This is a genomic window from Actinotalea ferrariae, assembly GCF_019733465.1.
In the GTDB taxonomy this organism is placed as follows: domain Bacteria; phylum Actinomycetota; class Actinomycetes; order Actinomycetales; family Cellulomonadaceae; genus Actinotalea; species Actinotalea ferrariae_A.
The window spans coordinates 1-12290 of sequence record NZ_JACVQL010000141.1 but is presented as its reverse complement, the minus strand read 5'-3'; the positions used below and the strand labels follow the sequence as shown (position 1 = coordinate 12290).

Annotated in this window: 11 protein-coding genes and 1 riboswitch; of the genes, 5 read left to right on the top strand and 6 right to left on the bottom strand. The window is 74.4% G+C overall.

Annotation, left to right across the window (positions count from 1 at the left end; all coding sequences use genetic code 11):
• Positions 1-162 precede the first annotated feature (162 nt).
• Positions 163-2082 carry a glycoside hydrolase family 15 protein gene (locus ICW40_RS11670; RefSeq protein ID WP_221654126.1) on the bottom strand — a complete coding sequence of 640 codons (1920 nt, stop codon included), beginning with the start codon at positions 2080-2082 and terminating at the stop codon, positions 163-165.
• A gap of 39 nt (positions 2083-2121) precedes the next feature.
• On the opposite strand from ICW40_RS11670, the gene ICW40_RS11665 reads away from it, so the two are divergent.
• The 3 genes from ICW40_RS11665 (at position 2122) to ICW40_RS11655 (ending at position 5365) form a co-directional block, all read left to right on the top strand.
• Positions 2122-2790: a malonic semialdehyde reductase gene (locus ICW40_RS11665; RefSeq protein WP_308121763.1), complete on the top strand. Its 669-nt coding sequence runs from the start codon at positions 2122-2124 to the stop codon at positions 2788-2790.
• 167 nt (positions 2791-2957) lie between these two features.
• Positions 2958-4355, top strand: coding sequence for a hemolysin family protein (locus ICW40_RS11660; protein WP_221654124.1), 1398 nt, complete (start codon positions 2958-2960; stop codon positions 4353-4355).
• On the top strand, positions 4352-5365 hold the full coding sequence (locus tag ICW40_RS11655) for a CNNM domain-containing protein (protein ID WP_221654123.1): 1014 nt from the start codon (positions 4352-4354) through the stop codon (positions 5363-5365). The genes ICW40_RS11660 and ICW40_RS11655 overlap by 4 nt, the downstream gene beginning before the upstream one ends.
• Positions 5366-5416: 51 nt before the next feature.
• Here ICW40_RS11655 and ICW40_RS11650 read toward each other — a convergent pair whose 3' ends face one another.
• Positions 5417-6970, bottom strand: a complete 1554-nt coding sequence (locus tag ICW40_RS11650) for a SulP family inorganic anion transporter (RefSeq protein ID WP_221654122.1) — start codon at positions 6968-6970, stop codon at positions 5417-5419.
• A gap of 214 nt (positions 6971-7184) precedes the next feature.
• On the opposite strand from ICW40_RS11650, the gene ICW40_RS11645 reads away from it, so the two are divergent.
• Positions 7185-8078, top strand: coding sequence for a hypothetical protein (locus ICW40_RS11645; RefSeq protein WP_221654120.1), 894 nt, complete (start codon positions 7185-7187; stop codon positions 8076-8078).
• Positions 8079-8080: 2 nt separating this feature from the next.
• On the opposite strand, the gene crcB is transcribed toward ICW40_RS11645, so the two are convergent.
• From crcB to ICW40_RS11625, 4 genes are all read right to left on the bottom strand, one after another.
• On the bottom strand, positions 8081-8452 hold the full coding sequence (gene crcB, locus ICW40_RS11640; protein ID WP_221654118.1) for a fluoride efflux transporter CrcB: 372 nt from the start codon (positions 8450-8452) through the stop codon (positions 8081-8083).
• Entirely contained in the window at positions 8449-8877 is a 429-nt protein-coding gene (locus ICW40_RS11635) for a FluC/FEX family fluoride channel (protein WP_221654116.1), read from the bottom strand. Before ICW40_RS11635 ends, crcB begins: the two co-directional genes overlap by 4 nt.
• 281 nt (positions 8878-9158) lie before the next feature.
• Entirely contained in the window at positions 9159-10478 is a 1320-nt protein-coding gene (gene nhaA / locus ICW40_RS11630) for a Na+/H+ antiporter NhaA (protein WP_221654114.1), read from the bottom strand.
• A 150-nt stretch (positions 10479-10628) separates the two neighbouring features.
• Positions 10629-10913, bottom strand: coding sequence for a hypothetical protein (locus tag ICW40_RS11625; RefSeq protein WP_221654112.1), 285 nt, complete (start codon positions 10911-10913; stop codon positions 10629-10631).
• Between the two features lie 159 nt (positions 10914-11072).
• A riboswitch (SAM riboswitch) is annotated at positions 11073-11182 on the top strand.
• Between the two features lie 194 nt (positions 11183-11376).
• Between ICW40_RS11625 and ICW40_RS11620 the strand changes: the two genes are divergently transcribed.
• On the top strand, positions 11377-12290 hold a 914-nt coding region (locus ICW40_RS11620; protein WP_221654110.1), incomplete at its 3' end, for a methionine ABC transporter ATP-binding protein.

Below are 12290 nucleotides of genomic sequence, written 5' to 3'. Positions count from 1 at the left end.
AGATGCGTTTCCTATGTCCTGACGCAGAACACCACCGCTACCGCTCTGTCCTGAGGACACGGGAAGCCCTCGAACCCTCGGGTTCGGGGGCTTCCCCCGTTCCGGGTCCGAGCCGGGCCGCATCGCCACGGGCAACATCGCCACCCGCGGCGCCCGACGCCGTCAGGCCCGCGCGCGCTGCGCCGCCGCGACGGCGTCGGCGGCCCGGATGAGCCCGAGGTGGCTGAAGGCCTGCGGGAAGTTGCCGATGAGGCGGCCGGACACGGGGTCGTACTCCTCGCTCAGCAGGCCCAGGTCGTTCGCGTAGCCCACGAGCTGCGCCATGAGCCGCTCGGCATCGTCGAGCCGGCCGCCGAGCGCGTACTGCTCGACGAGCCAGAAGGTGCAGATGAGGAACGGGTGCTCGTTGCCCTCGAGGCCGTCGAGCCCCGCGTCGGTGCGATAGCGGTGCAGCAGGCCGTGGTCGTCACGCAGGTCCTGCTCGATCCGCTCGACCGTGCCGAGCATGCGCGGGTCGTCGTAGGTCAGGTACCCGGTGTGGGGCAGCTGGAGCAGCGACGCGTCCACCTCGGTGCCGCCGTACGTCTGCGTGAAGGTGTTCCGCTCGGCGTCGAAGCCGCGCGCGTCGATCTCCTCGCGCAGCGCGTCGCGCAGCTCGCGCCACCGCTCCACGGGCCCGTCGAGCCCGTGCTGCTCGACCGCACGGACGCCCTGGTCGAACGCCGCCCACATCATCGCCCGGCCGTGCGTGAAGTAGTGCACCTCTCCGCGCATCTCCCAGATGCCGTGGTCCTTGCGGTCGAGGTTCGCCTCGCAGAACCGGAGCAGGCTCTTCTGCAGCTCCCACGTGTACGGGTCCTCGCCCACGCCCGCGTCGCGCAGCTGGCCGAGCGCGAGCATGACCTCGCCGACGACGTCGGCCTGGTACTGGTCCGCCGCGCCGTTGCCGATACGCACGGGGCGGGAGCCCTCGTACCCGGCGAGGTGGTCGAGCTCGACCTCGGTGAGCTCCCGCTCGCCCGCGACGCCGTACATGATCCGGACGTCGTGCGCGTCGCCCGCGACGGCGCGCAGCAGCCAGTCGCGCCACAGCCGCGCGCCGCGCGTCAGGCCGTGCGCGATGGCGACCTCGATGGTCAGGGCCGCATCACGCAGCCACACGTACCGGTAGTCCCAGTTGCGGCTGCCCCCGAGCTCCTCGGGCAGGGACGCGGTGGGCGCGGCGACGATGCCGCCGGTCTGCGAGTGCGTCAGCGCGCGCAGCACCAGCAGCGACCGCAGGACGATCGGGTCGTGGTCGGTGTGGACCGTCAGCTGCGCGGACCAGTCCGTCCAGAAGCGCACCCCCTCGGCGAGCGCGTGGTCGGGGTCGACGGGCGGGGGCGTGTGCTCGTAGGACGGGAACCACGTGAGGTCCCAGGTGGCGACGTCGCCCGCCGCGAGCCGAAAGGTGCCGGTCAGGCGCCGGGCGCGGGCGCCGCCCTCCTCCTCCGCCCCGGGCCGGCGGGCGCCCGGCTGCCCGGACGCCGTGCGCGTGTCGGCGCCGTCGTCGTCGTCCTCCTCGTCCTCCTCCGGCCACGCGAGCAGCGGCCCGCTCATGAGCAGGCCGTCGGGTCCGGCGAGCGAGAGCAGCGCGGGGGCGCCGTCGTGGCCGTCGTCGTCCTCGTCCACCACGCGGACCCAGGGCGTCGCGCGTGCGTAGTCGAACCGCAGGCGCAGGTCGTGCTCGACGTCGACCTCGCCCTCGAGGCACTCGACCCGGCGCACCAGGTCGGCCCGCTCGGTGCTCGGCGGGAGGAAGTCCGTCACGCGCGCCCTGCCGGTCGGCGACTGCCACGTGGTCTCGAGCACGAACGTCTGCGGCAGGTACCGGCGCTCGACCACCTCGCCGTCGGCGACCGACAGCCTCCAGCGGCCGTCGTCGGGGTCACCGAGGATCGCCGAGAACACCGCGGGCGAGTCGAACCGCGGCAGGCACAGCCAGTCGATGCTCCCGTCCCGCGACACCAGGGGGCCGGTGTGCAGGTCGGACAGGAGGGCGTAGTCCTCGAGGGGGGTGCTCACCTCCTCTCTTATACGCATGCGCGACCCGCACCGCGACCGGCCCGACGGTTCGCGGTCGTGGTGACCACTGCCACACCGCCGACCCGGAAGACGTGGGACGACCCGCCCGTTGCCGCCTGCGTGACCACGCTCGAGACCGATGTCAGCAGCTCCACCCTCGAGGACGTCTTCGTCCGACGCCGGACGGCGCGGGCCTGGGCCGACCGGCCGGTCACGGACGCCCACCTCGCCGCGGTGCACGACGCCGTCCGCTGGGGCCCCACGGCGTTCAACGCCTCGCCCCTGCGCCTCGTCCTCGTGCGCTCGGCCGCGGCTCGCGAGCGGCTCGCGGCCCACATGTCCGGGGGCAACCGGGACCGCGTGCTGGCTGCGCCGCTGAGCGTCGTCGTCGCGGCCGACGTCGACTTCCACGAGACGCTCGCCCACCTCGCGCCCCACATGACGGGCGCTCGCGAGCGCTTCGAGGCGGACGCGGACGGGCGCGAACGCCTCGCGCGCGACAACGCGTGGCTGCAGGCCGGCTACCTCGTCGTGGCGCTGCGCGCGTCGGGTCTCGAGGTCGGCCCGATGTCGGGCATGGACGCCGCGGGCATCGACGCCGACCTGCTCGCGGGGACCGGCCGGCGCTCCCTCATGGTGCTCAACGTCGGCTGGCCGGCCGACGAGGTGCCGGCCCACCCGCGCGCCCCGCGCCTCGAGTTCGAGGACGTCGCCGAGATCCTCTGACGACCGCTCGGCGCGGGCGCCTCGTTGGCGCGTGCGGCCGGGGTCTGGAACCGTGGCGCCCTGCGAGCCGTTGAGCGCTCGACAGAGCTCGACCGACGACAGGACATGATGGACGCCGACAGTACGAACCCCCCGGAGCCGCCCGCCGAGGCGCCGACGACGGGGGGATGCTCGTGACCTGGGTGCTGTCCCTGCTGGTGGGCGTCGTCGTGGTGCTGGCCATCACCGCCGTGACGGGCTACTTCGTCGCGCAGGAGTTCGCCTACATGGCGGTCGACCGGTCCCGCCTGGGCGCCCGCAGCGCCGCGGGGGACGCGGCGGCCAACCGCGCGCTGTCCGTCACGCGCCGCACGAGCTTCATGCTCTCGGGCGCGCAGCTCGGCATCACCGTGACCGGGCTGCTCGTCGGCTACGTCGCGGAGCCGCTCATCGGTGAGTCGCTCGGCGAGGCCCTCGGTGGCGTCGGCGTGCCCGACGGCGTCGGCATCGCCGTGGGCACGGTGCTCGCGCTGCTGTTCTCGACGGTGGTGCAGATGATCTTCGGGGAGCTGTTCCCCAAGAACCTCGCCATCGCGCGGCCCGAGCCCGTCGCGCTGCGCCTCGCGACGTCGACCACCTGGTACCTGCGCCTGTTCGGCTGGCTCATCCGCATCTTCGACGCCGCGTCGAACGCGCTGCTGCGCGCACTGCGCATCGAGCCGGTGCACGACGTCGAGCACTCGGCCACCGTGCGCGACCTCGAGCACATCGTGGCGGACTCGCGCGAGAGCGGTGACCTGCCCGCCGAGCTCTCCGTGCTGCTCGACCGCATCCTCGACTTCCCCGACCAGGACGTCGAGCACGCGATGATCCCGCGGGCGCGCGTCGACGTCGTCCGTGCCGGCCAGTCCGTGCAGGACGTGCGCGAGCAGATGACCACCGGGCACTCGCGCTACCCCGTGCTCGACGAGGACGACCTGGTCGTCGGCGTCGTGCACCTGCAGGACGTGCTCGCCCTGCTCCCCGGCAGCGCGCAGCCCGTCGAGTCGATCATGCGGCCCGCGCTGATGGTGCCGACGGCCATGACGCTGCCCGACGCGCTGCGCCTGCTGAGCGGCACCGCGAACCAGATGGCCTGCGTCGTCGACGAGTACGGCGGCTTCGCCGGCGTCGTGACGCTCGAGGACCTGGCCGAGGAGCTCGTGGGCGAGATCACCGACGAGCACGACCCCGAGATCCCGACCGCCGTCCTCGGCGGGGAGGACGGCATGTGGGTCATGCCCGGCGACGTCCACGTCGACGAGGTCGAGCGCGCGCTCGGCCGCGACCTGCCGCTGGGCGACTACGAGACCATCGCCGGCCTCGTGATCGCCGAGCACGGCGCGCTGCCCGAGGTGGGCGCCAGCGTCGACGTCGAGCTCCCCGGTGACCCTGCGGACCTCGCGCTCGCCGAACCGCCGCCACCCGTCGTCATGCGGGTCGACGTCCTCGAGGTCGAGCGGCACGTGCCCTCGCTCGTGCGGGTCGTCCTGCCGGTCGCCGACGACGCCGAGGCCGACGCCGACGCCGAGGAGGAGGACCGATGAGCGCGCCCGTCGTGGTGGTCGTCACGATCGCCCTCATCGCACTCAGCGCGTTCTTCGTCGCGGTCGAGTTCGCCCTGCTCGCCGCGAAGCGCCACCGGCTCGAGGACGCCGCGTCGTCGAGCCGCTCGGCCCGTGCCGCGCTCCGCAGCTCGAGCGAGCTCACCGTGCTGCTGGCCGGCTCGCAGCTGGGCATCACCGCCTGCACGCTCGCGCTCGGCGCGATCACGAAGCCCGCGGTGCACCACTGGATCACGCCCGTGGTCGAGACGTGGGGTGCCCCGCTGTGGGCGGCCGACGTCGTGGGCTTCGTGCTCGCGCTCGTCATCGTCACCTTCCTGCACCTCGTTGTCGGTGAGATGGCGCCGAAGTCCTGGGCGATCGCCCACCCGGAGACGTCGGCGACCCTGCTGGCCATCCCCATGCGCGGCTTCATGTGGCTCACGCGGCCCGTGCTGCGCGCGCTCAACGAGATGGCGAACTGGTGCCTGCGCCGGGTGGGCGTCGAGCCGACCGACCAGGTCGCGTCGGGGCAGAACCCGGAGGACCTGCGGCACCTCGTCGAGCACTCGGCGAACGTCGGCGCGCTCGACGCGAGCTTCGGCGACCAGCTCGGCGGCGCGCTCGAGCTGCAGACGCTCACGGTGGCCGACCTGCTGACCGCGACGTCGACGCCGACCGCCGTCCCGGCCGGGGCGAGCGTGGGTGACGTCCGGGCCGCGACCCTCGGGACCGGGCACCTGCGCGTGCTCGTCGGCATGCCGCCCGCGGTCTCGGGCGTGGTGCACGTCCGCGACACGCTGGTCGCGCCGGACGGACGCCCTGCGGCGGACTTCGAGCGTCCGGTGCTGGGCCTGGCGCACGACACGCCCGTCTACGCGGCGCTCGCGACGATGCGCGAGACGAGGAACCACCTCGCCGTCGTGCGCGACGGCGACCGGGTGGTCGGCGTGATCACCATGGCGGACGTCATGCGCCGGCTGTTCCCGAGCCCCGACGCCGCGACCGCGTAGTCGACCGGTCGAGCCCCGGGGCCGCGACGTCGCGAGCCCCGGGCGCCGCGGTCAGTGGCCGGCGCCGAGGTTCCCGGCGAGGCGGTCGTGGCGCGCGGCGCTGTCGTCGTCCATCCCGACGATCGTGACCCGCTTGCCCTTGGTCGCGTACCTCGTCGTGATCGCGTCGAGCGTCGCGACGGTCGACGCGTCCCACACGTGCGCGTCGGACATGTCGATGACGACGTCGGCCGGGTCCCCCGCGTAGTCGAACTGGTAGACGAGGTCGTTGGACGACGCGAAGAACAGCTCGCCGCGCACCGCGTACACGCGCCGCGCGTCGTCGTCGGACGCGTCGAGGCGCGTGACCGTCGTGAAGTGCGCGACGCGGCGCGCGAACAGCACCATCGCGACCAGCACGCCGACGAGCACGCCGTAGGCGAGGTTGTGCGTCGCGACCGTGACGACGACGGTCGCGAGCATCACGCCCGTCTCCGACTTCGGCATCCGGCGCAGCGTCGCGGGCCGGACGGAGTGCCAGTCGAACGTCCCCACCGACACCATGATCATGACGGCGACGAGCGCCGCCATCGGCATGATCGCGACGACGTCGCCGAGGCCGACGACGAGCACGAGCAGGAAGACGCCGGCCAGGAAGGTCGAGATCCGGGTGCGCGCCCCGGACACCTTCACGTTGATCATCGTCTGGCCGATCATCGCGCAGCCGCCCATGCCGCCGAAGAGTCCCGTGACGAGGTTGGCGACGCCCTGACCCCATGTCTCGCGCGTCTTGTTCGAGTGCGTGTCGGTGACGTCGTCGACCAGCTTGGCCGTGAGCAGCGACTCGAGGATGCCCACGAGCGCCATGGCGAACGCGTACGGCGCGATGATCCGGAGCGTCTCGAGCTCGAGCGGCACGTCCGGGAGCAGCAGGCCGGGCAGCGAGTCCGGCAGCTCGCCCTGGTCGCCGACGGTGGGCACCGCGACGGCCGCGACGACCGTCACGACGGTGAGCAGGACGATCGCGACGAGGGGCGCGGGCACGACCGTCGTCAGCCGCGGGAGGAGCACGATGATCGCGATGCCGACGGCGACCATGAGGTAGACCGCGACGGGCACGTCGACCAGGTGCGGCAGCTGGGCGACGAGGATGAGGATCGCGAGCGCGTTGACGAAGCCGACCATCACGGACCGTGGGATGAAGCGCATGAGCTTCGCGACGCCGAGCACGCCGAGCACGACCTGCAGCACGCCGGCGAGCAGCACCGTGGCGATGAGGTGGTCGAGCCCGTGGTCGCGGACGACGGGTGCGACGACGAGCGCGACCGCGCCGGTGGCCGCGGAGATCATCGCGGGGCGTCCGCCGACGAAGGCGATGGTCACGGCCATGGTGAACGAGGCGAACAGGCCGACGCGCGGGTCGACGCCCGCGATGATCGAGAACGAGATCGCCTCGGGGATGAGGGCGAGCGCGACGACGAGCCCGCCGAGCACCTCCGTACGCAGGCGCCGCGGCGAGCGCAGCGCCGCGAGGACCGAGTGCGCCTCGTCCGCCTCGGGTGCCCCGGCGGCAGGGAGCTCCTCGGCGGCCGGATCGGGCAGGGCGGGCCGGGGTGCTGCGGGCATCGGGGAACTTCCGTTCGGTGGGGCGGCCGTGCGCGGGCACGACGGCGACCGGCGATGCCGGTCGGGAGGCGTGGACGGCGTGCGACGTCGCACGGGAGCCGGGCGCACGGCGCACCGGTCGGCCCCCAGGGTACGCGCCGCTTCGGACGGGCCGCGGGGCGGTTCACCCGCCGAACGGGCCGGGTCCCGCCCCCGGACGGGGGACGATGGGTCCGTGACGACCGAGGAGCTCGACCAGTTCGGACCGTGGGTGCTGCCCGTGCGCGGGCCTTCCGACGTGCCCCGTCTCTACGCGGACGAGCGGGTCGACTGGGACTCGGTCGAGCTCGCGCTCAAGGTGCCGCGGCCCCTCCAGCGACGTGACGCGACGCCCGGGATGGACCTCTACGACGCGCTGCTGCTCGTCGACGCGCACGCCCTGACCGTGCTCCGCCGGCGGACGCACGACGCCGGCTACGACCGGCTCCAGGCGCGCCACCGCGACGTCCTCGCGCTCGAGAGCAGCACGTCGATGCTCGACGGACGGCTCACGCTGCACACCCTGTCGGGCACGGTCGAGGTGCCGTACAACGGCTCGCAGGCCGGAGTGATCGAGGACCTGCTCGACGTGCTGCGGTTCCACGCGTTCGGCGTCCGCACCGGCGAGCCGCGCGACGCCCCGGCACTCGAGCGTGAGGCCGCGGGGCGGGAGGACCTCGCGCTCGTCACCGCCTACCGCGAGCTCGTCGCGGCGGGCGTCGCGGCCGACGCGGTCGCCGTCGCGCCGCGCGGGCGCGTCGCACGTCGGGGCGGAGTGCTCTCGCGCGCCGCGGACCTGCTGCTCCCGGTCACGCGGCACGCGGCCGTGGTCGTCGTCGGGCCGGCGGAGGTGCACGTGCTGCACCGGCGGGCGTGGCTCACCACCGTCCGGGCGCCCGTGCACTCGCTCGCTCACCTCGTGCTGCCGCGCGACCGGCGCGCGGCCCTGTGGGGCGAGCCGCACGCCCGGCTCGAGGGTGTGCTCGTCGTGCGTGGCGAGGGCGTGCCGACGCTCGCGCTGCCCGACGTCGGCGAGGCGGGCGGCCTGCTCCTCTCCGCCGTCGGGTCCGAGGGTGTCCGCCGTCCCTGACGTCAGGCGATCGCGGCCATGAGGCCGACGCCGAGCGCGGCCGCGCCGAGCGTCACCAGGAGCGAGCCCACGGCGGTGCCGACCGCCCGACCGACGTCCCCCGCCTGCACGAGGCGCACGGTCTCGACCATGGCGGTCGAGAAGGTCGTGTAGCCGCCGCAGAAGCCGACAGCCGCCACGGCGTACACGTCCGTCGGCAGCGCGTGGAACGCCACGGCGCCGCTGAGCACGCCGATGAGCAGCGAGCCCGAGACGTTGACGAGGAAGGTGCCGAGCGGGAACGGGCCGGGCCTGCGCTCACGCACCCAGCCGTCGAGGAGGAAGCGCGTGGCCGCGCCGAGCCCGCCGCCGACGACGACCAGGACCGCGATCATGTCGTCGCCCGACGGCGCGTCCGGCCGGAGCGTGCGCCGAGCGCGACCCCCGCGAGGCAGGCGAGGAGCCCGAGCGCGAGCGACGCAGCCGCGTAGGCGCCCGCGACGGCGAACGCGCCGTCGGCGAGCAGGCGCTGGAGCTCGATCGCCAGGCTGCTGAACGTCGTGAACCCGCCGAGCGCGCCGGTTCCGAGGCCGAGCCGGACGAGCCGTCCCCGGGCATCCTCCTCGCCGCGCCGGAGCAGCACCTCGAGCAGCAGCCCGAGCAGGAACGCGCCGACGAGGTTCTCGACGAGCGTGGCCGTCGGGAACCCGTTCGCCGCGGTCGGGACGAGGCCGGAGACGACCAGGCGGGCGCCGGTCCCCAGCGCACCGCCGACGGCGACCATGACGAGGGGCGGCGGGCCGGAGCGGTCAGCCGTCATGCGAGCGGGGCCGTCATGCGAGCGGGGCCGTCATGCGAGCGAAGCCCTCATGCGAACGGGCGGCCGCCCGCGCGCCTGCGCTGCCCATCGCACCTCCAGGATCCGGCCGCGAGTCTATGCGCCCGACCCGCCGCCGGGCCCGCGCGCGGTCCGACCGCACTGACTGGTGACTTCGCGTCGCCATGTGACGCGAAGTCACCAGCCAAGCCGCTGGCCGGACGAGCCCGTCGGACAGCCGCGCCGCCGGACAGCCACGCCCGCCGGCCAGCCACGCCGGCCGATCAGCGGTGCGGGTGCTCGTGGCCCTCGAAGACGTCCGGCACGCCGTCCGCGTCGGCGTCGGTCGTCTCCTCGACCTCGAGCCTGCGGTAGTGCCGGTTGCGCGACCGGAGGATGGCCGCGGCCACGAGCGCCGCGAGCAGGGAGCCCACGAGGACGCCGACCTTCACGTGGGCCGTGCCCTCGGACGTCTCGAACGCGAGCTCGCCGATCAGCAGGGACACCGTGAAGCCGATGCCACCGAGGACCGCGACGCCCAGCACGTCGAGCCAGCGCAGGGACGCGTCGAGCGTCGCGTGGGTGAAGCGCGCGACGAGCCACGTCGTGCCGAAGATGCCCACGGCCTTGCCGACGACGAGACCGGCGACGATGCCGAGCGCGATCGGGTCGGCCAGGGAGTCGGTGAGCCCGTCGAGTCCGCCGATCGACACCCCGGCGGCGAAGAACGCGAAGACGGGCACCGCGACGCCCGCCGAGATCGGGCGGAACCGGTGCTCGAAGTGCTCGGCGAGCCCCGGGCCGGCGTCGGGTCCGCCGGCGCGCGCGCTCCGGACGACGGGGACCGTGAACCCGAGGAGCACGCCCGCGACGGTCGCATGGACGCCGGACGCGTGCATGAGCGCCCAGGCGACGACGGCGAGCGGGAGCAGCAGCCACCACGAGCGGATGCGGCGCTGCACGGCGACGGCGAAGAGCCCGATGACCAGCACGGCGCCGCCGAGCGCGAGCCAGGTGACCTCGTCCGTGTAGAACACCGCGATCACGGTCACGGCAAGGAGGTCGTCGACGACGGCGAGCGTGAGCAGGAAGGTGCGCAGCGCGGCGGGCAGGTGCGTGCCGATGACGGCCAGCACCGCGAGCGCGAAGGCGATGTCGGTCGCGGTGGGGATCGCCCAGCCGCTGACCGCGTCGCCGCCCGCGCGCGAGGCGATGGCGACGTACACGAGCGCGGGGACGACCATGCCCCCGACGGCGGCGAGGATCGGCAGGGCCGCGCGGCGCGGGTCGCGGAGGTCGCCCGCGACGAACTCGCGCTTGAGCTCGAGCCCGACGACGAAGAAGAAGATCGCGAGGAGCCCGTCGGCAGCCCACGTGCCGATCGACAGGTGGAGGTGGAGGCTCTCGGGCCCGACCTCGAGGTCGCGCAGGGCGGCGTACGAGTCCGCTGCCGGCGAGTTCGCCCAGACGAGGGCGGCGACCGTGGCCACGAGCAGGAGCGCGCCGCCCACGGTCTCCTTGCGCAGGATCTCGCTGATGCGGCGCGTCTCGGTCCACGAACGGCGCTCGAGGAGCGTGGGGGACGGGCGCGGGGTGGTGCTCATGGGACCTCCGGGGTCGACGACGTCGTTGCCGACCAGGCTTCCCGGCTCACCTGCGGGTGACGGTAGCAACCGGCGGCCGGCGACGTCGTCCGCGTCCGCGACCCGGTCGGGCGCAGGGCGTCGCACGCCGTCACGTCGACGGCGGTCGGCTCAGCGGATGCCGGCGCCCGTCACGTCGTCCTCCTCGTCGGGGTCGATCTGCGGCCCCCCACCCGGGTTCACGGCGTGCGCCGCGTCGACGGGCGAGACCTGCTCGCCGCGGACGTCGTCCGTCATCGTGAGCGACGGGCCGGTGCCTGCCTCGGGATCCGACGTCAGGCGCGTGCGGTCCTCCGCCGACGAGCCCGCGGCGTCCTGCGCGTCGGTGCTCTGCCCCTGGGCGGTGCCCTGCTGGCTCGCCTGGTCGTCCGCCGCGTCGTTCGGCTGCTGCGTCATCCGGTCCTCCTCGTCGGTCGTCGTGGCCGCTCCACGTGCGCGGTCCCGCCTGCCTCCCGACGCTACGTGCGGCGTCCCGAGCGGGCGACCGCGCCGACCTCCGGTCCACGACTCGGACACCATTGACGCGCCATGTGAGACGCCCTAGTTTCTCCACCAGGTCATGAGCGCCAGCGCGAAGCCCCGGCTCGCTGGCCGGCAACCCTCCTCGTCGTGGGGTGCTCCGGGTGAGGACCGGACCGGTGCGACCGCGCCGGTAAGGACGATCAGGAGGAACCCCCGTGCGAATGTGCTGCTGTCGCCCCTGACGGCGCACCACCGGTGCGCGCCGTCCGCGCACCCGCACGCAGGTCTCCTGCACCCCTGAGCTCGCGACGCGAGCACCGGAGCGGCTCTGCGCAGCCCCATCCCGCCCCGCCGGGAGCGTGCTGCCACACGCCTCGGCCCGCTCTTCGGAGACCCCATGATCGAGCTCCGCCGGCTCACCAAGACCTACGGGGAGGGCGCGCACCGCACCACGGTGCTCGACCGCCTCGACCTCACCGTCGCCGACCGCGAGATCGCGGCCGTCGTCGGCCCCAGCGGCGCGGGCAAGAGCACGCTCGCCGCCTGCGTGACGCTGCTCGAGCCCCCGACGTCGGGCACCGTCGTCGTCGGCGGCCGCGAGCTGTCGCGGCTCGACGCGCGCAGCCTGCGCGACGCGCGCCGCCAGATCGGCACCATCTTCCAGTCCGACGGGCTGCTGTCGCGGCGGACCGCGGCGGAGAACGTCGAGCTGCCCCTGCGCTACCTCGGCGTCACGCCCGCCGACCGGCGGCGCCGCGTCGCGGAGCTGCTCGACCGCGTCGGCCTCGCGGACCGGGCGCGGCACCACCCGCACCAGCTGTCGGGCGGGCAGCGTCAGCGCGTCGGCATCGCCCGCGCGCTCGCGCTGCGGCCGCGCGTGCTGCTCTCCGACGAGGCGACCTCCGGCCTCGACCCGGACGCGACGGCGTCGGTCGTCCGGCTCCTCAAGGACCTGCGCGACGACCTCGGCCTGTCGATCCTCTTCATCACGCACGAGATGGAGACGGTGCTCGAGCTCGCGGACTCGGTCGCCCGCCTGGACCACGGCCGGATCGTCGAGCAGGGACCCGTCGTCGACCTGCTGCGCGACCCGTCGTCGGCGCTCGGCCGTGCGCTGCTGCCCCGCCGAGCGCACGGCACCGCGCACGACGGCGCCGCGTGGTCGGTCGGGTACGCGAGCGCGACGGTCCCCGCGGACTGGCTCGCGCGCGCCGGAGCGGCGCTGGGCGTCGACCTGGCCCTGCTCGGGGCGTCGATCGGCGCGGTGGACGGCCACGTCGTCGGCCACGCGACCGTCGCGGTGCCCGAGGG

Excerpts from the sequence above, each read along its gene's own strand:
- ICW40_RS11635 (WP_221654116.1), bottom strand. The coding sequence starts at position 8,877 with ATGACGGCTGACCGCTCCGGCCCGCCGCCCCTCGTCATGGTCGCCGTC.
- ICW40_RS11660 (WP_221654124.1), top strand. The coding sequence starts at position 2,958 with ATGCTCGTGACCTGGGTGCTGTCCCTGCTGGTGGGCGTCGTCGTGGTG.
- ICW40_RS11650 (WP_221654122.1), bottom strand. The coding sequence starts at position 6,970 with ATGCCCGCAGCACCCCGGCCCGCCCTGCCCGATCCGGCCGCCGAGGAG.
- ICW40_RS11670 (WP_221654126.1), bottom strand. The coding sequence starts at position 2,082 with ATGCGTATAAGAGAGGAGGTGAGCACCCCCCTCGAGGACTACGCCCTC.
- ICW40_RS11625 (WP_221654112.1), bottom strand. The coding sequence starts at position 10,913 with ATGACGCAGCAGCCGAACGACGCGGCGGACGACCAGGCGAGCCAGCAG.
- nhaA (WP_221654114.1), bottom strand. The coding sequence starts at position 10,478 with ATGAGCACCACCCCGCGCCCGTCCCCCACGCTCCTCGAGCGCCGTTCG.
- crcB (WP_221654118.1), bottom strand. The coding sequence starts at position 8,452 with ATGATCGCGGTCCTGGTCGTCGTCGGCGGCGGGCTCGGCGCGGCCACG.
- ICW40_RS11655 (WP_221654123.1), top strand. The coding sequence starts at position 4,352 with ATGAGCGCGCCCGTCGTGGTGGTCGTCACGATCGCCCTCATCGCACTC.